The following is an 18,194-nucleotide window of genomic DNA, read 5'->3' on the forward strand; positions in this document are numbered from 1 at the left end:
ACGATCCGAAAAGACGGTCGTCGCGTCCTCAGCGGCGGCCAAGCCGCTGCTCGATGTAGTCCCGCAACTCCTCGATCTCGCTGCGGGACGTCCGAAGCGCCTCCAGAGTCGCCTGGTTTTCCGCTTCGGCCCTTGCCAGCTGCGACTTCAGCGCCGCCTCGCGTTCGGCATGCGCGGCCAGGGCGCGGGCGTGCTGGTCCTCTGCCTCGTGCAGCTGATGCGCCATACGGTCCAGTTCGTTCATGTCGGATTTCGCGGGGCGCGCGATGCGATGCACCAGCCAGCTGGCCAGCCATCCCAGGACAAAGGCTCCGAACAGGATCAGGGCGGTTGCGGCGATGAATTCGGTACGGGTCATTCGTCAGGACTTCCGTCTTGCGCGGGATCGCGATCGGCAATGTCACCCGGCCGGGGACCGGGGCGGGGCGTGGTCTCGTCGGGCGTCAGCACCGGGACGCGGAGAGCCTCTTCGCGCTCGGCTGCGCTCGGGACCTGCTCCTGCACGCCGACGGTCAGAGGCGCTGTCCCTGCCGAGGCCAACTCTGGCGGCAGCTGCGGCCCCTGGATCGGCGGCAGGGGCTCGGACATCTGCATCGGGCCCTGGACGGGCGGCAGGCGCGGACCCTGCATGCCGGCAGGCATGGGCGCCACCGTAGCCGGTTCGGGCGCGGGCGCCGGGACGGGCAGCGGCTGACCGGTGACGCCTGCGACCGGCTCTGGCGGCTCTGGTGCGTCGGGGCGCACGGGATGGGGCGACAGCAGGCGGAATTCTATCCGTCGGTTCGCCTCGCGCCCGGCTTCGGTGTCGTTGGGGGCGACCGGCTGGCTTTCGCCATAGCCGCGGGCGGTCATGTTCGAAACGTCGATGCCGGCCCATTGCATCGCCATCAGGATCGCCTGTGCGCGGCTGCGGGACAGTTCGGCGTTGAACCGGTCCGAGCCTTGCGAATCGGTGTGGCCGGCAGCCTCAAGCTGGTACTCGTTGCACTCGGCCATGGTGTCGGACAAGAGCGCCAGCGTCGGCTTGGGATCGCCTGCGATGGACGAACCGCCAGGCTCGAAGCCCAGTTCGCTTTCGGACATGATCACGTTCAGCCTGCGGGCGCATTCCTCGCCGTCGGGCAGGTCCAGCGACGGGTCGAGGCGGCGGTCATAGCCGATGGCAAGCTCGAACCGGGCGCCGGCGCCAAGCCGCTCGGTCAAGAACGCCGCCGCGCGTTCGGTCGCGGCGGGCGATCCCGACATGCCGCGCAGCGTGATCAGGTCGGGCGTGACTTCGACGGTTCCGGCGTGCAGCGCGTCCATCGCCTCCAGCCCGGCAATGACGCGGACGGTCCAGCCTTCGGGGACGCGCGGATCGGCACGCAACCCGCTTTGCGCGACGTCGAAGCGGGCGGCGGCGAAGCTGGACACCGCCTCGCGCATGGCCGCATCGGCGATGCGACCCTGCATCGTCAGGGCGCCCCGATCCGACAGGTTGGCGTGGAACTCGATCGGCTGAGGGACCTCTTCCGGCTGTTCCAGCCGGGCCTCCAGCGTGAAGGCCTGCGGCAGCGCCGCCTGAAGGTCTGCCGCGACCTTGTCGAAACGGGCGCTCGTCACGCCCTCGGGCGCCGACAGCGCCACCTGCGCGTTCGACAGCGTCACGCTGCCCCGACCCAGCGTGCCGACCGCACGAATGGCCGCCACCGCCACGTCGCCCCAGTCTGCCGATGGCGCACCAAGTCCCAGCAGGCAATCGGGCGCGCCCTCCAGCCCCGCATCCGCCGCGGCAGCCAGGATACGGTCGCGCGCATCCTCGGTATCGGCCACGCAGGCCTCGAACCCGGCCCCGTTGTCGGTCGCCGCGAAGCTTAGCGTGAAGGGGGAAATCACGGGCCGGGGCGCGGTGACCTGAAGGTCAAGCTCCAGCCCCGCCGGTGCCGCGGCACGCAGGGCCGCCTCCAGCCGCGCCTGGTCGGCGGCGTCGCGTGCCAGGGCCGCGACCTGAACCCGCCCCGGCGCGACCGAGATCTTGGACTGCCCGGTCATGCCCACGGCCCGCAGGCCGAAGCGCAGCGCCGCGTCCCAGCCTTCGGGGGCCGAGTGGTCCGCGACCTCCAGCAGATCCGACAGCTGCCCGTCCGGCGCAGTAGGGCGCAGCTGGCGCAGGACGGCGTCGCGGTCGGTCGAGGCGGGGATCAGCCCGATCAGCGACACGCCCATGTCGCCGCGCAGGAACTCGATCTGGAAATCGGGGGCGGCCATCGCCTCGACCGAGGCGACGGTCATCTGGTCGATGATCCGCGCGGTTCCGGCGGCCGCGGCGGCGCGGGACATGGCGCGAAAGCGTTCCACCTCGGACGGGGCGGTGCCGGTCAGGCGGACCTGGAGGCCGTCCGTCCGCACCTCGACCCAGTCATGCCCGTCCGCGCGCAGTGCCTGGCCGACCTCGGCCGCGGCGCGATCCTCGACATAGGTGGCGGCCGCCTCGGCCCCGACCCAGGCCAATCCTCCGGCGCCTGCAAGCGCCACGAGGGTTGCCAGAGAGGTGGTGATGCGGCGCGAGGAAGCCATGAGCGGACCCTGGTCTGTGAAAGCGCATAACCTCTAGCTGCGGCACCTCACGGGCGCAATCATGCCAGCCCTGCAATGGCAAGAAAAAGCCCAAGGATCAGCCCGCTGTCACGGTTCGACCGGAAGAGGCGCAGGCAGACATCGCCCTGATCGGGTTGGAAATTTCGCAGCTGCCACCCCAGATGCGCGCCAAAGGCCAGAACGCCCGTCCAGGCGATCAACAGGTTGCGACCGGGCAGCGAAACGGCGACGGCCAGCACCGCCACCGCCGCCAGGGCGAAACCAACCAGGATGCGGGGGCTGTTCGCGCCAAAGAGGCGGGCCGTGGATTTCACGCCGATCAGGGCGTCGTCATCGGCATCCTGATGGGCATAGATCGTGTCGTAGAAGATCGTCCAGCAGATCGCGCCCAGCCAGGCCACGACCGGTGCCGGGTCGACCCGGCCCATATGGGCGGCATAGGCCAACATGACGCCCCAGTTGAAGGCAAAGCCCAGGAACACCTGCGGCCACCAGGTAAATCGCTTGGCGAAGGGATAGATCGCTACCAGGGCCAGCGAGGCGACGCCCATCCAGACGGCCGCGCGGCCGAGCGTCAGCAGGATGACCAGCCCGATCAGCCCCTGCAGGATCAGCCACAGGTACGCCCCCCGCAGCGTGATCTGCCCCGACGGCAGCGGCCGCGACCGCGTCCGCGCCACCTGCGCGTCGATCTTGCGGTCGGTGATGTCGTTCCAGGTGCAGCCCGCACCCCGCATCACGAAGGCGCCGATGGCGCAGGCCAGCGCGATCCACAGGTCGAACGGGCGCGGGCCGTCCGCCATCATCGCCAGGCCGATGCCCCACCAGCAGGGCAGCAGCAGCAGCCATGTCCCGATGGGCCGGTCGGCGCGCGACAGCCGCAGCCAGGGGCGCGTGGCGGCGGGGGCCAGCCGGTCCACCCAGTTGCCCTTTGGGGCATCGAAGACTGTGTCTGGCCTTTCGGTCCGGCTTTGCATAGCGTCGCGCCCATCATGGCTAGGATCAGACTGTTCATAGATCACCCCTTGGTCGGGGGACAACCCGTCCCCTTGGACGGCCCGCAGGCGCATTACCTGTCGGGCGTGATGCGCCTGAAGCCGGGGGACGAGCTTCGCGTCTTCAACGGCCGCGACGGCGAATGGTCCGCGACGCTGGCCGACGCCGGCAAGCGCGGCGGCAGCCTGCTGGTCGGCGCCCCCACTGCACCGCAGCAGGACCCGCCGGACCTGTGGCTGATCTTCGCGCCGATCAAGAAGGCCCGCACCGACTTCATCGTCGAGAAGGCGGCCGAGATGGGTGCGGCGCTGATCCAGCCGGTGCAGACCGATCACACGAACTCCGAACGCATCCGGCAGGACCGCCTGCAGGCCCATGCGGTCGAGGCGGCCGAGCAATGCGGCGGGACTTTCGTGCCTGCGGTGAAGGACCTCGTTCCGCTGTCGCGGCTGCTGGACGGGTGGGACCCGGCGCGCCGCATCCTCTGGGCCGATGAGTCGCGGGTGGGACCGGCCGAGGCGCTGACCGGCCTGCCGGAAGGGCCTTGGGCGATCCTGATCGGACCCGAGGGCGGCTTTTCCACCGTCGAGCGCGTGCTGCTGTCGCGGCTGCGTTTCGTCGTGCCGGTCAGTCTGGGGCCGCGGATCCTGCGGGCGGACACGGCCGCGGTCGCCGCGCTGGCGCTTTGGCAGGCGACCTTGGGCGACTGGCGTTGATGAAGCCAGCGGGGGAATGCTGCAATGCGGCATCTCATGACCCGCTTGCGACGCCTTGCCCTTATTTACGCGTTGTTTCCTTGCACGAACTGCATAGCGGCCTTGCCGGTTTCGCGGCTACTCTTCGCGGGTTGCACATTCTATCTGCTGTGTATCCGAAAACTGCCCTCCGATGGGGCAAATTGAAAAGCAGGTGATAAGATGTCGACGATCCAAACGAACCGCAGCGTGGCTGTCGGAGGCGTGGGCAACATCGTCGCGCACCTCGTCTCGCTGTTCGCGTCGTGGAAGGATACCCACGTGACGCGCCGCGAGTTGAGCCGCCTGTCCGACCGCGAACTGGACGATATCGGTCTTTGCCGCGGCGACATCGAGCGGATTGCGCGCGCCCACTGACGCCCGACTTCCCTAAAGACGAACGAACCCCCGGAAGCCGAAACGCTCGCGGGGGTTTTTTCCTGTCCGGATGCCGTCAGCCGCGGGTCATCACCAGCGTCGACCAGTCGCCCAGGTCGTCGCGACGATCCAGTGCGAAGCCTGCCCCCTGATAGGCGGCGACGACCTCTTCGGCCTGGGTGGTCAGGATGCCCGACAGGACGATCTTGCCGCCCGCCGTGACCGAACGCGCCATGTCGCCCGACAGGTCGATCAGCGGCTGCTTGAGGATGTTGGCCAGCACCAGGTCATACGGCGCCGCCTCCTCCAGCACGGGATGGTCGAACCCTGCGGCCTCCAGGCACTCGACCCGGCCCGCCAGGCCATTCGCGATGACATTGGCGGCGGCGGTGTCCACCGCCACGCGGTCGATGTCGCTGGCCAGCACGGTCACGTGCCAAAGGCGGGCGGCCCCCATCGCCAGAACAGCCGTGCCGCAGCCGATGTCGACGATCCGGAACGGTTCGAACCCGTCGGTCGCCAGACGGTCCAGCGCCTCGAGGCAGCCCTTGGTCGTGTCGTGGTGGCCGGTGCCGAATGCCATCGCAGCCTCGATGCAGAGGCCCTCGACCCCTTCCGGCACGGTGTCAGCATCGTGGCTGCCATAGACGTAGAAGCGTCCAGCCCGCACGGGGGTCAGTTCGCGCCGCACATGGGCGACCCAGTCCACCTCGGGCACTTCCGAAACGACGAAGGGCTGCGCCCCGTGCGCGGCGGCCAGAAGCGCCAGAGAGATTTCGTCGGGAGCCTCGGTGAAATAGACGCCGACTTCCCACCGCTCCGATCCGTCCTCGATCTCGAAGACGCCGGTGCCGACGGGCTCGGGGGTCAGGTCCTCGCAAGCCTCGGACAGCGCTTCGGCGGCCTCGCGGCCGTGGACATGGGTCAGTGCGGTGAATGTGGGCATCAGATCGGGTCCGGGTTGGGCATGGACGCCTCTACCCCGGTGCCCTTGAGGCCGCAATAACCGTCAAGGTTCTTTTTCAGGTATTGCTGATGCGCCTCGTGCGCGGGCCAGAAGGGGCCGGCGGGAAGGACCTGCGTGGTGATATGCCCATAGCCCTGCACGGCCAAACGGTTGTCATAGTCGACCTTCGACGCCTCGGCCGCCGATTCCTGCATGTCGGTGAAGGTCATGATCAGGCTGCGGTACTGGGACCCCACGTCGTTGCCCTGCCGGTCGCCCTGCGTGGGGTCGTGGTTTTCCCAGAACAGCTGCAGCAGGTGATCATAGCTGATCAGGGAACTGTCATAAATCACGCGCACGACCTCGGCATGGCCGGTGTCGCCGCGCTTAACCTGGTCATAGGTGGGGTTCTGCAGGTCGCCCCCGGCAAAGCCGACCTCGGTCAGCCAGACGCCGTTCTGCTGCCAGAACAGCCGCTCTACCCCCCAATAGCAGCCCATCCCGAAGATCGCCTGGTCATAGCCGGGAGGCGGATTGACGCCGAGCGGGCGGTGGAAGATGGCGTGATCGGTCATAGGACCCTCTTGTTGCAAGCGTTGCGGTTCAAACGCGGCAGGCGGGGGCAGGGTTCACCCGCGCGGATGGGCAGCACGATAGACGGCCATCAGCCGCGCGTCATCCACGCCGGTATAGACCTGGGTGGTGGACAGGCTGGCATGGCCCAGAAGTTCCTGGATGGTGCGCAGGTCGCCACCGGCGGCCAGCAGATGCGTGGCGAAGCTGTGGCGCATCGCATGCGGCGTGGCGCTGGCCGGCAGCCCCAGCGCCGCGCGCGCTTTCCGCATCGCGCCCGAGATCGCGCCGGGGTCCAGCGCGCCGCCGCGTACGCCGCGGAACAGCGGGCCGTCGGCCGCAAGCCCCCAGGGCGACTGGCGCAGATAGTCCTCGACCGCGGCGCGAGCCACGGGCAGCACCGGGACCTGCCGTTCGCGCCCGCCCTTGCCGCGGATGGTCAGCGCCTCGGGGAAGGGCCAGTCGCGGCCTTGCAGCGCCAGCGCCTCCGAGATCCGCAGCCCGCAGCCCCAGAGCAGCGTCAGCACCGCCATGTCGCGCGCGGCGATCCAGGGCGTCTCGTGCAGCGCCACCTGCGCCAGCGCCCCCTGCGCCTGGTCGGGCGTCAGCGGGCGGGGCAGCGACCGGGCATAGCGCGGGCTGCGCGCCGACAGCGCCGCCGACAGGTCGAACCCCTCGCGGTCGGAAATCCAGCGCAGGAACGACCGCACCGCCGACTGCCGCCGTGCGAGCGAGCGCGCACCAAGGCCCCGCCCGCGCTCGGCGGCGGCGAAGGCCCGCATGTCCGCCTGCGACAGCGCCGACAGCGCCTTGGGCGTGGCGGGTTCGGCCCAGTGGCCGCCCAGGAAGTGCAGGAAGGCGATCAGGTCGGCGCGATAGGCGGTGATCGTATGCGCCGACAGGTCGCGGGTGGCGGCCTCGGTCTCCAGCCAGCGGGCCAGCGCGTTGCTGGTGGCGGGGGCGAGCGTCAGCTGGTGGCTCATCGCCGCATCCGCTCCAGCAGGACAAGGCGGAAGACTTGGGCGAAGAACCGCAGCAGGTCGGTGCCGTGGGACGGCATGAACCGCGACGCATCGGCACTGCCCATCAGCAGCAGGGCGCGCGGCCGCCCGCCGCCCAGGTCCAGCGGCAGCAGCGCCTCGGAGGCGACGGACCGGCCGTGCAGCGGGCGCGTCAGCACCAGCGCGGGCCGCAGAACGATGTCCGCCCCCCGCGGCGCCCGGCGCCCGGCCGAGACGATGCGTTCGATCAGGCCCGCGGGGGCGATGATGGCGTCTTCGGGCAGGGATAGCTGAGGGTCGTCCTCGACGATCAGGCGCAGCGTCTCGATCCGCAGAAGGGGCGCGATGTCGGCCTGCAGGCTGGCTGCGAAATCGGCCAGGTCGGCCGATTCCAGCAGCCCCAGGACCGCGCGATGCACCACCGCCATGCCCGACTGGTTGTCGAAGGCGGCGGCGATGACGCTCTCGTGCGTCGCCTCCAGCCGGTCCAGCCGACTTTCCAGCGCCTCCATCGCGCGGCCGCGAATGTCGATGACATTCGCGCCCAACTCGGCCTCGCGCGCGCTGACCAGCGCGCGCATCAGGTCGCGGTCGGCCAGGATCGCCGACGGATCGGCCAAGAGCCGTTCGCGCGTTCCGGGATCCAGGTGGTCGGTCGGCATCAGCCGATCTTCTGCCCGGTCGCCTTCCAGTCGGCGTCGAACTGCGCCAGGCCCTTGTCGGTCAGCGGGTGGCTGACCATCGACTTGATGACCGACGGGGGCGCGGTGATCACGTCGGCGCCGATCTTGGCGGCCTCGACGATGTGGTTCACGGTGCGGATCGAGGCGGCCAGGATCTGGGTCTTGTAGCCGTAGTTGTCATAGATCTCGCGGATGTCGGCGATCAGGTCCATGCCGTCCAGATGGATGTCGTCCAGCCGTCCGATGAAGGGGCTGATGAAGGTCGCGCCCGCCTTGGCGGCCAGAATCGCCTGGGCGGCGCTGAAGCACAGCGTCACGTTGACCATGCGGCCTTCGTCCGAGAGCACGCGGCAGGCCTTGAGGCCGTCCCAGGTCAGCGGCACCTTGACGGTGATGTTGTCTGCGATCTTGGCCAGGTGGCGGCCCTCGCGGATCATGTCATCGGCGTCGGGCGACACCACCTCGGCCGAGACGGGGCCTTCGACCAGTTCGCAGATCTCGCGCGTGACCTCGGCGATGTCGCGGCCGGCCTTGAGGATCAGCGACGGGTTGGTCGTGACGCCGTCCACCATCCCGTGATCGTTCAGTTCCTTGATGGCGGCGACATCGGCGGTATCGACGAAGAATTTCATGGCCGGCTCCTCTGGTGCGGTTCGGACACGTCATACTGCAGACGAGGTCGCGCGGGAAGGGGCAGGGGGCTTGCAACCGGGGGCCGGGCCGTCTTTATCGTGGGCGATGAACCGCGCCCCCGCCTTCTTCGCCCCCCGCGACCGGATCGCGGTCCTGACCTGCGAACCCGTGGGTGTGCTGGATTATCTGGCGCCCGAAGGCGGCGTCAGGCAGGGCCAGCTGGTGCTGGTGCCGCTGGGTCCGCGCCGCGTGCTTGGTTTGGTCTGGGGCGAGGGCACGGGCGATTTCGATCTGGCCAAGCTGCGCCCCGTCGCGCGGCTTCTGGACGCGGAACCCTTCAGCCCCGGCTTCCTGGACTTCCTGACGCGGGCCGCCGACTACACGCTGACGCCTCTGCCCCTGATGCTGCGCATGGCGACGCGCGCGCCCGACATCGACCAGCCCCCCGCGGCGCGCCGCATCATCGTGCCGGGGTCGGGCGAGGTCAGCCGCCAGACCGAGGCCCGCGCCCGCGTCCTGCAGGTCGTGGCCGACCACGGGGGGGCCAGCTTTGCCGCGTCCGAGCTGGCGCAGCTGGCGGGCGTCGGGACTTCGGTCGTCAAGGGACTGGTGGCGCAGGGCGCCCTGGCTGAGATCGAGGCGCCGCGCGACCAGCCTTATCCGCGCCTCGACCCTACGCTGCCCGGCAAGCCGCTGGCCGCCGACCAGCAGGCGGGCGCCGACGCGCTGCGCGGGGCGATCCGGGGCGGCGGCTATGGCACGACGCTGCTGCGCGGCGTCACCGGGTCCGGCAAGACCGAGGTCTATCTTGAGGCCGTGGCCGAATGCCTGGCGCAGGGGCGGCAGGCGCTGGTCCTGCTGCCCGAGATTGCCTTGTCGGCCGAGTTCCTGGACCGGGTCGAGGCGCGGTTCGGCGCACGCCCGGGCGAATGGCACAGCGGCATCACCCGCACCGAACGTCGGCGCCTGTGGCACATGGCCGGGCGGGGCGAGGTCGGCCTGGTCGTCGGCGCACGGTCCGCGCTGTTCCTGCCCTTCCGCGACCTGGGCCTGATCGTCGTCGATGAGGAACATGACAGCAGCTATAAGCAGGAAGACGTCGTCTATTACAGCGCCCGCGACATGGCAGTGCTTCGGGCATCCATCGGACAAGCGCAGGTGGTGCTGGCCTCGGCCACGCCGTCTTTGGAAAGCTGGGTGAATGCGGCGGCCGGGAAATACACCCGGCTGGACCTGCGCAGCCGCTACGGAGAGGCAGAGCTTCCGCAGATGGCCGCCATCGACCTGCGCGCCGAGGCGATGGAGCCGGGGCGCTGGATTTCCCCGACGCTGGCGAAGGCGGTGACGGCGCGGCTGGAAAAGGGCGAACAGTCGCTGATCTTCCTCAACCGCCGCGGCTTCGCGCCGGTGACGGTGTGCCGCGCCTGCGGCGAGCAGATCGGCTGCCACCAATGCGACGCGCGGATGGTCGAACACCGCTTCCAGAACCGTCTGGTCTGCCACCAATGCGGGGAAACGCGGTCCATCCCGACCGCCTGCCCGTCCTGCGAGGTCGAGGGCAAGCTGGCCCCCATCGGCCCCGGCGTGGAACGCATCGCCGAGGAGGTCGCAGCGCGCTTTCCCGATGCCAAGGCGACGGTCCTGTCGTCGGACCTGTTCCACTCGGCGCGGGCACTGAAGGAGACAATTGCCGCGATCTCGGATGGCGACACCGACATCATCATCGGCACGCAGATCGTGGCGAAGGGACACAATTTTCCGCGCCTGACGCTGGTGGGCGTGGTGGATGCCGACCTGGGCCTGCAGGGGGCGGACCTGCGTGCGGCGGAACGCAGCTTTCAGCTGATGCGCCAGGTGGCGGGGCGTGCCGGGCGGCAGTCGGGGGCCGCGCCCGGCGTCGCGCTGTTGCAGACGCATCAGCCCGACCATGCCGTGATCCGGGCGATTCTGTCAGGTCAGGACGAGGCCTTCTGGGATGCCGAGGCGGCCGGGCGGCAGGCCGCCGGAATGCCCCCCTTCGGCCGGCTGGCGGGGATCATCCTGTCGCATCCGGATTTTGGCGCGGTGACCGATTTCGCCCGCCACCTGGCGGGGCTGGCGATGCCGCTGGCCGATGTGGGGGCCGAGCTGTGGGGACCGGCGCCGGCACCCATCGCGCGGGTGCGGGGCCGGCATCGGATGCGGATGCTGATCCGGGCACCGCGCCAGGCACCGTTGCAGGCGGCGATCGCGGATTGGCTGGGCGCAGTCAAGCTGCCCACGAACATGCGGCTGTCGGTCGATATCGACCCGCAGAGCTTCCTGTAGAAGAGCCGCCCGTCTTGTGGGAAACCGTCAGTTCCTCAGGACGATGCAGCGGCCGCCGAGCGTCTTGAAGCGGGTGCAGAAGCGCGCGGCCTCGGTCCGGGAACCATAGCCGACCTGCGCTGTATAGACAGGACGCGGCATGCCGTTCATCCGCTTGCGGACATAACCGACGCGGGCCCCGTCCTCGAGGATCGGGCGCAGAGTGCGGTTCAGCCGCGCGACCTGCTGGGCGGCGCCCGCCTGGCTGGGATGGCTGGCCACGATCACGCCCCAGGGCATGACCGGCGGCTGTGTCGTGAACTCGCGCAGGCTGCGGTCGCCGGCCATCTTCTCGCAGGCGGCGCGGAAGGGCAGGTCGGCGGCCAGCGCCAGCCGCAGATCTTCGGACGCGGGCGGGTTGTCGCGCCACCGATGGGCGCTGAAGCCCGTGATCGCCTCGACATAGTCGATCGTCTCGAAGGGCAGCGTGGTCTGCAGCGCGACAAAGCGCGCCGCGCGATTCTCGCCGCCGTTATAGGCCACCGCAGCCAAGCCGATATTGCCGAACCGTTCGCTGAGGGCGGCCAGGTACCAGGCAGCCTTGCGGATCGCCTGCGCCGGGTTGAACGGGTCGTCCAGCCGGTAGAGGTCGGCCGTGCCCGGCATGAACTGGGCGATGCCGATGGCCCCGGCGGGGCTGATGGCCGAGGGCTCGAACCGGCTCTCCTTCCACAGCAGCCGCGCCAGGAACGCCGGGTCGAGGCCGTGCTCGGACGCGTTTCTCTCGATCAGCTTGCAGACATCGGCGGCATAGGTAGCCTTGGCGATGCAGTCGCGGCCGTCGTCGCTGCAGCGGCGATCCTCGGAGACGCGCGGGGCGGGGCGGCCGTGTACCGCATCCACGGCGGCGCGCGCCCAAGCTGGCTGACCTATCGACAGGCACAGCGCAATCGCCGGCACCAGGCCGACCGCCGCCCGCCGAATCCGGCCCATCCGCGATATCCGTTGCCGAGACAGAACGGGCCTACTTGCTTTTCTTGCCGCCGCGGGCCTTCTTCTTGTCGCCCTTCGCCGCCTTGTCGGATTTCGGCGCCTTCACCTCGTGCTGGGCAGCCAGAGACGCCTTGGCGGCCTCTTTCTCGCGGGCCTTCCGGGCCTTGCGGGCGGCTTTCCGCTCTGCCTTCGCGGCTTCCTTGGCCTCATCCTTGCGCGCCTTCTCGACGGCTTTCTCGGCGTCCTTCTGGGCCTTGCGGGCAGCCTTGCGCTCGGCCTTGGCGGCCTCTTTCGCGGCGTCCCTGTCGGCCTTGCGTGTTGCCTGCTTCAGTGCCCTCTCGGCATGGGGTTCGGGCATCGGTGCGGCCGAGGTGTCGGGTGCAGCTTCGGCAGGGGCCACCCTCGGCTTCGGCACCCGGTGAGGCTCGGTCCGCAGATCGGTCTTGCGCGTTTCGGCCGACTTGCGACCGGCGGGCTTGCGCGTCTGTGTCGCGGGCTTGCGCTTGACCGAAGCCGGCTTGGCCGGCGGTTTCGGTGCGACGGGCGCCTGCGCCACCGTGGGCAGTCCGCGCTTGCGGCGCTCCGCGTCCAGGCGGCGGATGGCGGCGCGGAAGATCCCGGCCTCTTCGTCCTTCTTGGCGACCACGGCCTCGTCGCGCAGGTTACGCAGCCGCACGGCCGTCTCTTGAAGCTCGACTTCGCTCAGTTGGCCGATCGCCGGCTGGCGGCTTCCCTTGATCAGCGCAAGCTGATCCGCGCTCAGCAGTTCCTGCTCGCGCTTGGCGTAATTCGGCATTGCGGGACCCTTGGTGCAAAGGTGGCGTTGCGCATGACCTTGCCGGTGAGGCCACGGTTTTGCAAATGGAAAGGCCCCGGGACGACGCCCGGCGCCTGCTTCGATGACATGCGTCAGACCGCGATCAGCGCATGGGTACGGCGCTTTCCACAGGCGAGACGAAGCTTGCGTCCGCCGTGGCGAAGGGATCGGTGACGACAGCCGGTGCGACGGGGGCTGCGACCTGCGTCGCCGACATCGACGCATAGGGGTCCATGACCGGCTGCGCCTGCGTCTGCATCTGCGCGGGCACGGCGCTTTCGACCGGCGATCCGCTGACCGTCACGACGCCGTCCGTCGTCGGCGCGACCTGGCCTGCGGGCACGACATAGCCTTCGGGGGTCTCGACCATCGGCCCTTCCATCTGGACGCTCAGCGCCTCGGAGCGCACGACGACCTCGGTTCCGGTCGGGACGTTCTCGAACAGGTCGATGATGTCCTGGTTGAACAGGCGGATGCAGCCGGCCGAGGTGGCCTTGCCGATCGAGGACGGGTCCAGCGTGCCGTGGATGCGGTAATAGGTGTCCGTCCCGCCCTGGTACAGGTAGAGCGCGCGCGAGCCGAGCGGGTTCTGCAGGCCGCCGGGCAGGCCGCCTGCAAACTGGCCGTAAAGCTCGGGTTCGGACCGCAGCATGTTGTCGGTGGGACGCCAGCTGGGCCAGGCGGCCTTGCGCGCGATCGTGGCGCGGCCCTCGAAGCCCTTGCCGGCGCGACCGACCGCGACGCCATAGCGCATCGCCTGCCCGCCGGGCTGGACGTGATATAGTACGCGCGCATAGGGATCGACGACGATCGTGCCCGGCGCTTCGGACCCGTTATAGGGGACAAGCTGGCGCATGTTGCGGTCCGTCAGATATGCCGGGCGCACCGCCTGAATCGGGATCGGCTGGCCGTCCGGGCCTTCATCGACGCGGGCCTTGTAGATTTCCGGAACCTCCACCGGCCCCTGCGGCGCGGGGGCGGCAGTTTCCTGGCTGGGACCACAAGCCGCCAGCCCAAGGGCCAGCGCCGCGAAGAGAAAAGCGAGGCGCATCGTTGCACATTCCTTGTTCATCGCCGGATCCGCCGGCAGAGGCGGACACGAGGCAGCATTTGATTCCATCGCCGGACGGGCCGGACCCGCCTCGCGATTCGCACATCGTTCCATGAGGCCCAGTGCCGAGCCGCGTCAACCCCGCCGCCAAGGTTCGGTCGATCCTTGGCGCAATTGTGTCTGGCCGATGTGGCGCGGCGGTGTCAGCCTGGTCAACTTCGTGCGTCAGGGGAACAACTTGACGTGCGTTCCGGTTTCATCGGCACACGGCGCAAGGCGGCGGTATCCTTGCAAGATGTTGCCGGTTCGGCGCAATGACCTGCCGTGGCGCGATTGCCGGCCCACCCGTTGCGGCCTAACTTCTCCTGACGCCGGACCTGTCCGGTCACCTCAAAAGGTCTCACGTGACAAGCTCTACCGACCCGACGCCGCCCGGCCCCGCGATGCCCCGCGGCGCGCTTGCGCCTTTCGGCTATCGCGATTTCCGCCTGCTTTGGGGCGCGACGCTGATCTCTAACTTCGGGGGGCTGGTGCAGGCCGTGGGGGCGGCGTGGCTGATGACGCAGCTGACCGACAGCGCGACGTTGATCGCGCTTGTGCAGGCGTCGAACACGCTGCCGGTCATGCTGCTTGCCATCGCTTCGGGCGCGCTGGCTGACATCTTCGACCGCAAGACGCTGCTGACGGCGGCGCTGATCTTCATGTGTACCGTGTCGGTCGCGCTGGCGGTCGTGGCCTGGTCGGGCGCCTTGACGCCGTGGCTTCTGCTGGCCTTCACCTTCCTGCTGGGCGCGGGGCAGGCGGTCTATAATCCGCCATGGCAGGCCAGCATGGGCGATTTGGTCAGCCGAAAGGATCTGCCGGCGGCCGTCAGCCTGAACTCGGTCGGCTTCAACCTGATGCGCAGCGTGGGTCCCGCGGCTGGCGGTCTGATCGTGGCCACCCTGGGCGCCGCCGTCGCATTCGCGGTCAACGCGCTCTCCTATCTGCCGCTGGTGGGTGCGATGCTGCGCTGGAAGCCGCAACTGGCGCCGCGCGTCACAACGCCCGAGCCGTTCATGGCCGCGATGGGCGCGGGGCTGCGCTATGTGGTGCTGTCGCCGAACCTGATGCGCGTCATGCTGCGCGGGGCGCTTTTCGGCTTTGCCGCAATCTCTGTGCTGGCGCTGCTGCCGCTGGTCGCCAAGAGCCACCCCGAGGGCGGATCGCTGCTGTTTGGGGGGCTGCTCGGCTGCTATGGCATCGGCGCGATTGCCGGGGCGCTGTTGAACCCGCGCATCCGCGCGCGCATGGATAACGAACATGTCGTCCGCATGGCCTTCGCGGGCTTCGCGGTGGCGGCACTGGTGCTGGGCCAGACCGAGTCCGTCTGGCTGCACGCTGCGGCGCTGCTGCCGGCAGGGGCGTCCTGGGTGCTGGCGCTGTCGCTGTTCAACGTGACGGTGCAGCTGTCGACGCCGCGTTGGGTCGTGGCGCGGGCGCTGGCCTTCTATCAGACCGCGACATTCGGCGGCATGGCGACGGGGGCCTGGGCATGGGGCGCCATGGCGGGCGCGCAGGGGTTGGACAGCGCGCTGACGACGGCCGGGTTCGTCCTGATCCTGGGGGCGCTTCTGGGCTTCTGGCTGCGCGCGCCAGAGTTCGGGACCGTCGACCTCGACCCCGTGAACCGGTTCCGGGAACCCGCCTTGCGCCTGGACCTGCGCGGGCGGTCAGGACCGATCATGGTGATGGTCGACTACCGCATCGCCCAGGCCGACGTGCCGGAATTCCTGCGCCTGATGCGGCAGCGGCGCAATATCCGCCGCCGGGACGGCGCGCGGAACTGGGCGCTGCTGCGCGACCTGGAGCATCCCGATCAGTGGAGCGAAAGCTATCATATCGCCACCTGGGACGAATACGTGCGCCACAACCTGCGGCGGACCAAGACGGATGCCGAGGTCGCGGTGTCGCTGCGCGCGCTCCACCAGGGCGAGGGGGACCCGCTGGTCCACCGCATGATCGAACGCCACAGCGTCGGGCCCCAGGACGACGTGCCGCTGATGGGCAAGATCGAGATCCCCTGAGCCGGATGATTCCGCCTCGCCTGCACGCGCGGGTTGTGCCAGATTTGGCGCGACCGATGACGCGAAAGGCCGGGAAATGATCCGACTTGCCCTGATCCTGTCGCTGTCCTTTCCGGTCGTGGCCCTTGCCGGGCCGTGGCCGCGCGAGGTCGGCGAAACATTCCTGTCGCTGTCGGGCGAACACAACCGCGCGGGCAACGCCTATGGCGCGCTCTACGTCGAACACGGGCTGACGCCCCGCACCACTCTGGGGATCGAAATCGGGCGCGCCGATCAGGCCGAGACGAGCGCCATCGTGTGGCTGCAGCGCGCGCTGGACGACGGGCAGGGGCCGAACCGGTTCGCACTGCAGTCGGGGGCGGGCGTGATCCGGCGCGGCGACGACGTCTTGCCCGTGGTGCAGGGCAGCCTGTCCTGGGGCCGTGGGTTTAACCGATGGGGCGGCGGCTGGCTCACCGCGCAGGTGCTGGGCAAGATGACCGGACGCGGCGCCGACCCGCGCGAACCGGTCCGCCCGTCCTTCGCCGCCAGCTTCCTGACGGCCGAGCGTGTGGTCAAGACCGACCTGACCCTGGGCCTGCGCCCGCGCGACGGGCTGATGGTCATCAACAGCCTGTGGCTGGAGGAGCGCCAGGACGAGGCGTTCTCGGCCCGGCTGATGTCGTCGGTGGTTCTGGACGCGCCGGGGCCGGTGCAGATCGAACTGGGGATGGTCCATCCCGTCTCGGGGCCTGCCGAAAGGGCCTTCAGGCTGGGCACCTGGATCGAGTTCTGACCCTAGATCCTGTCGCGCCAGCGGTTGACCAGCGGGTAACGCCGGTCCAGCCAGAACGCGCGGGTCGATATGCGCGGCCCCGGCGCGGCCTGGTACCGCTTCCACTCACTGACATAGAGCAGCCGTTCGACGTGCCGGACCGTGTCCGCGTCGAAGCCTTGCGCGATCAGGTCGGCCAAGGACAGGTCCTTCTCGACCAGCCCGTCCAGGATCGCATCCAGAACCTCGTATGGGGGCAGCGAATCCTCGTCTTTCTGGTCGGGGCGCAACTCGGCGGAAGGCGGCTTCGAGATGATCCGCGGCGGGATCACCTCGCCGGGGCGTCCAAGCATCCAGTCACGATGGTTCTCGTTCCGCCAGCGGCAGGTCTCGAACACCCGCGTCTTGTAGAGGTCCTTGATCGGGTTATAGCCGCCCGCCATGTCGCCATAGATGGTGGCATAGCCGACCGCGACCTCTGACTTGTTGCCGGTGGTCAGCAGCATCTCGTTGAACTTGTTGGAAATCGCCATCAGCATCACGCCGCGCAGGCGCGACTGGATGTTTTCCTCGGTGATGTCGGGCGCGGTCCCTTCCATCAGATGCGCCAGCGCGTCGCCCACGGCGTCGCGCGCCCCCTCGATATGCACCGTGTCCAGCCGGGCGCCAAGTCGGGTCGCGCAGTCGGCGGCATCGTCCAGGCTGGCCTGCGAGGTGTATTCCGACGGCAGCATCACGCAGCGCACGTTTTCCGGGCCGATGGCATCCGCGGCGATGGTGGCCACCAGCGCGCTGTCGATCCCGCCCGACATGCCAAGCACGACCTTGGAAAAGCCCGACTTGCACAGGTAATCGCGCAGGCCCAGCATCATCGCGAAATAGTCCTGCTCCCACGCGTCGGGCTGGGGCGCCATGGGGCCGGGTTCGGCCCGCCAGCCATCGTCCGTCCGCAGGAAATCCACGTGGGCGATGGCCTCCTGGAACGCGGGCAACTGGACAACCTTCCTGCCGCCGGGGTTCAGCACGAAGCTGGCCCCGTCATAGAGCTGGTCGTCCTGCCCACCGACAAGGTTCACATAGACCAGCGGCAGCCCGGTTTCGACCACGCGGCCGACCATGTGGCCCATCCGCAGGTCCAGCTTCTCTCGGTGATAGGGGCTGCCGTTGGGAACCACCAGGATCTCGGCCCCGGTTTCGGCCAGCGTCTCGGCCACGTCGGGATACCAGCCGTCCTCGCAGATCGGGCTGCCGAGGCGGACGCCCGCGACCGGATATGGGCCGCTGATCGGTCCCGACTGGAACAGCCGCAATTCATCGAAAAGCTGCTGATAGGGCAGGTGGTGCTTCAGCACCCGCGCCACCAGCGCGCCGTCCCGGAAGACCCACCACGCGTTATAAAGCTTGCCGTCGTCACGCCAGGGACCGCCGATGCCGATCGCGGGGCCGTCCGCCAGCGACGTGCCCAGCTGCATCAGGGCGGCCACGGCCTGGTCGGTGAAGGCGGGCTTCAGCACCAGGTCCTGCGTCTGGTAGCCGGTGATGAACATCTCCGGCAGGGCCAGCATGTCCGCCCCGGCCGCCCGTGCCTGATCCCAGGCGGCGCGCGCCTTTGCGGCATTGCCTTCCAGGTCGCCAACGGTTGCGTTCAACTGCCCGATGGTCAGGCGGAAGCGGTCGGTCATGGTCTGTCCCCTCTGGATCGCTCC

Annotated in this window: 17 protein-coding genes; 5 read left to right on the forward strand and 12 right to left on the reverse strand. The window is 69.2% G+C overall.

What is annotated here, in order from left to right:
• Positions 1 to 28: 28 nt before the first annotated feature.
• From OC159_RS05430 to ubiA, 3 genes are read right to left on the reverse strand one after another with little or no spacing between them, the layout of a single operon-like run.
• Positions 29 to 358, reverse strand: a complete 330-nt coding sequence (locus tag OC159_RS05430) for a DUF6779 domain-containing protein (RefSeq protein WP_265500133.1) — start codon at positions 356 to 358, stop codon at positions 29 to 31.
• Positions 355 to 2,556, reverse strand: a complete 2,202-nt coding sequence (locus tag OC159_RS05435) for an OmpA family protein (RefSeq protein ID WP_265500134.1) — start codon at positions 2,554 to 2,556, stop codon at positions 355 to 357. Before OC159_RS05435 ends, OC159_RS05430 begins: the two co-directional genes overlap by 4 nt.
• A gap of 59 nt (positions 2,557 to 2,615) precedes the next feature.
• A complete protein-coding gene (gene ubiA, locus OC159_RS05440; protein ID WP_265500135.1) occupies positions 2,616 to 3,554 on the reverse strand; it encodes a 4-hydroxybenzoate octaprenyltransferase in 939 nt (312 codons plus the stop codon).
• 15 nt (positions 3,555 to 3,569) lie between these two features.
• On the opposite strand from ubiA, the gene OC159_RS05445 reads away from it, so the two are divergent.
• Both OC159_RS05445 and OC159_RS05450 read left to right on the forward strand, forming a co-directional pair.
• The gene (locus OC159_RS05445) at positions 3,570 to 4,289 is read left to right on the forward strand and encodes a 16S rRNA (uracil(1498)-N(3))-methyltransferase (protein WP_265500136.1); all 720 of its coding nucleotides are present in this window, start codon (positions 3,570 to 3,572) and stop codon (positions 4,287 to 4,289) included.
• Positions 4,290 to 4,490: 201 nt separating this feature from the next.
• On the forward strand, positions 4,491 to 4,685 hold the full coding sequence (locus tag OC159_RS05450) for a DUF1127 domain-containing protein (protein ID WP_265500137.1): 195 nt from the start codon (positions 4,491 to 4,493) through the stop codon (positions 4,683 to 4,685).
• Positions 4,686 to 4,761: 76 nt separating this feature from the next.
• Here OC159_RS05450 and OC159_RS05455 read toward each other — a convergent pair whose 3' ends face one another.
• From OC159_RS05455 to fsa, 5 genes are read right to left on the reverse strand one after another with little or no spacing between them, the layout of a single operon-like run.
• Entirely contained in the window at positions 4,762 to 5,631 is an 870-nt protein-coding gene (locus OC159_RS05455; RefSeq protein WP_265500138.1) for a 50S ribosomal protein L11 methyltransferase, read from the reverse strand.
• Positions 5,631 to 6,206, reverse strand: coding sequence for a peptide-methionine (S)-S-oxide reductase MsrA (msrA, locus tag OC159_RS05460; protein WP_265500139.1), 576 nt, complete (start codon positions 6,204 to 6,206; stop codon positions 5,631 to 5,633). Before msrA ends, OC159_RS05455 begins: the two co-directional genes overlap by 1 nt.
• A 54-nt stretch (positions 6,207 to 6,260) precedes the next feature.
• Entirely contained in the window at positions 6,261 to 7,187 is a 927-nt protein-coding gene (locus tag OC159_RS05465) for a tyrosine recombinase XerC (protein ID WP_265500140.1), read from the reverse strand.
• On the reverse strand, positions 7,184 to 7,867 hold the full coding sequence (locus tag OC159_RS05470; protein ID WP_265500141.1) for a DUF484 family protein: 684 nt from the start codon (positions 7,865 to 7,867) through the stop codon (positions 7,184 to 7,186). The genes OC159_RS05465 and OC159_RS05470 overlap by 4 nt, the downstream gene beginning before the upstream one ends.
• Positions 7,867 to 8,520 carry a fructose-6-phosphate aldolase gene (fsa, locus tag OC159_RS05475; protein WP_265500142.1) on the reverse strand — a complete coding sequence of 218 codons (654 nt, stop codon included), beginning with the start codon at positions 8,518 to 8,520 and terminating at the stop codon, positions 7,867 to 7,869. Before fsa ends, OC159_RS05470 begins: the two co-directional genes overlap by 1 nt.
• A gap of 106 nt (positions 8,521 to 8,626) precedes the next feature.
• On the opposite strand from fsa, the gene OC159_RS05480 reads away from it, so the two are divergent.
• Positions 8,627 to 10,828, forward strand: coding sequence for a primosomal protein N' (locus tag OC159_RS05480; RefSeq protein ID WP_265500143.1), 2,202 nt, complete (start codon positions 8,627 to 8,629; stop codon positions 10,826 to 10,828).
• Between the two features lie 27 nt (positions 10,829 to 10,855).
• Here the strand turns inward: OC159_RS05480 and OC159_RS05485 are convergent, their stop codons facing one another.
• The 3 genes from OC159_RS05485 to OC159_RS05495 all read right to left on the reverse strand — a co-directional run bounded on the left by OC159_RS05485 (position 10,856) and on the right by OC159_RS05495 (position 13,668).
• The gene (locus OC159_RS05485; RefSeq protein WP_265500144.1) at positions 10,856 to 11,800 is read right to left on the reverse strand and encodes a lytic transglycosylase domain-containing protein; all 945 of its coding nucleotides are present in this window, start codon (positions 11,798 to 11,800) and stop codon (positions 10,856 to 10,858) included.
• A 31-nt stretch (positions 11,801 to 11,831) separates the two neighbouring features.
• Positions 11,832 to 12,596 (reverse strand): hypothetical protein, encoded by a 765-nt coding sequence (locus OC159_RS05490; protein ID WP_265500145.1) that lies wholly within the window; start codon positions 12,594 to 12,596, stop codon positions 11,832 to 11,834.
• Between the two features lie 124 nt (positions 12,597 to 12,720).
• Positions 12,721 to 13,668: a L,D-transpeptidase gene (locus OC159_RS05495; RefSeq protein ID WP_265500146.1), complete on the reverse strand. Its 948-nt coding sequence runs from the start codon at positions 13,666 to 13,668 to the stop codon at positions 12,721 to 12,723.
• Positions 13,669 to 14,111: 443 nt separating this feature from the next.
• Between OC159_RS05495 and OC159_RS05500 the strand changes: the two genes are divergently transcribed.
• Together OC159_RS05500 and OC159_RS05505 are read left to right on the forward strand one after the other, a co-directional pair.
• A complete protein-coding gene (locus OC159_RS05500) occupies positions 14,112 to 15,734 on the forward strand; it encodes an MFS transporter (RefSeq protein WP_265500226.1) in 1,623 nt (540 codons plus the stop codon).
• A 76-nt stretch (positions 15,735 to 15,810) separates the two neighbouring features.
• Positions 15,811 to 16,509: a hypothetical protein gene (locus OC159_RS05505; protein WP_265500147.1), complete on the forward strand. Its 699-nt coding sequence runs from the start codon at positions 15,811 to 15,813 to the stop codon at positions 16,507 to 16,509.
• 2 nt (positions 16,510 to 16,511) lie between these two features.
• Here OC159_RS05505 and OC159_RS05510 read toward each other — a convergent pair whose 3' ends face one another.
• Entirely contained in the window at positions 16,512 to 18,170 is a 1,659-nt protein-coding gene (locus OC159_RS05510; RefSeq protein ID WP_265500148.1) for an NAD+ synthase, read from the reverse strand.
• Between the last annotated feature and the right edge of the window lie 24 nt (positions 18,171 to 18,194).

Source organism: Paracoccus beibuensis, from assembly GCF_026162625.1.
GTDB lineage: Bacteria > Pseudomonadota > Alphaproteobacteria > Rhodobacterales > Rhodobacteraceae > Paracoccus > Paracoccus beibuensis.

Coding starts and splice junctions, on each gene's coding strand:
- OC159_RS05505 (WP_265500147.1), top strand. CDS start 15,811: ATGATCCGACTTGCCCTGATCCTGTCGCTGTCCTTTCCGGTCGTGGCC.
- OC159_RS05480 (WP_265500143.1), top strand. CDS start 8,627: ATGAACCGCGCCCCCGCCTTCTTCGCCCCCCGCGACCGGATCGCGGTC.
- OC159_RS05495 (WP_265500146.1), bottom strand. CDS start 13,668: ATGCGCCTCGCTTTTCTCTTCGCGGCGCTGGCCCTTGGGCTGGCGGCT.
- OC159_RS05455 (WP_265500138.1), bottom strand. CDS start 5,631: ATGCCCACATTCACCGCACTGACCCATGTCCACGGCCGCGAGGCCGCC.
- OC159_RS05510 (WP_265500148.1), bottom strand. CDS start 18,170: ATGACCGACCGCTTCCGCCTGACCATCGGGCAGTTGAACGCAACCGTT.
- OC159_RS05465 (WP_265500140.1), bottom strand. CDS start 7,187: ATGAGCCACCAGCTGACGCTCGCCCCCGCCACCAGCAACGCGCTGGCC.
- OC159_RS05490 (WP_265500145.1), bottom strand. CDS start 12,596: ATGCCGAATTACGCCAAGCGCGAGCAGGAACTGCTGAGCGCGGATCAG.
- OC159_RS05435 (WP_265500134.1), bottom strand. CDS start 2,556: ATGGCTTCCTCGCGCCGCATCACCACCTCTCTGGCAACCCTCGTGGCG.
- msrA (WP_265500139.1), bottom strand. CDS start 6,206: ATGACCGATCACGCCATCTTCCACCGCCCGCTCGGCGTCAATCCGCCT.
- OC159_RS05500 (WP_265500226.1), top strand. CDS start 14,112: ATGCCCCGCGGCGCGCTTGCGCCTTTCGGCTATCGCGATTTCCGCCTG.
- ubiA (WP_265500135.1), bottom strand. CDS start 3,554: ATGCAAAGCCGGACCGAAAGGCCAGACACAGTCTTCGATGCCCCAAAG.
- OC159_RS05470 (WP_265500141.1), bottom strand. CDS start 7,867: ATGCCGACCGACCACCTGGATCCCGGAACGCGCGAACGGCTCTTGGCC.
- OC159_RS05430 (WP_265500133.1), bottom strand. CDS start 358: ATGACCCGTACCGAATTCATCGCCGCAACCGCCCTGATCCTGTTCGGA.
- OC159_RS05485 (WP_265500144.1), bottom strand. CDS start 11,800: ATGGGCCGGATTCGGCGGGCGGCGGTCGGCCTGGTGCCGGCGATTGCG.
- fsa (WP_265500142.1), bottom strand. CDS start 8,520: ATGAAATTCTTCGTCGATACCGCCGATGTCGCCGCCATCAAGGAACTG.
- OC159_RS05445 (WP_265500136.1), top strand. CDS start 3,570: ATGGCTAGGATCAGACTGTTCATAGATCACCCCTTGGTCGGGGGACAA.
- OC159_RS05450 (WP_265500137.1), top strand. CDS start 4,491: ATGTCGACGATCCAAACGAACCGCAGCGTGGCTGTCGGAGGCGTGGGC.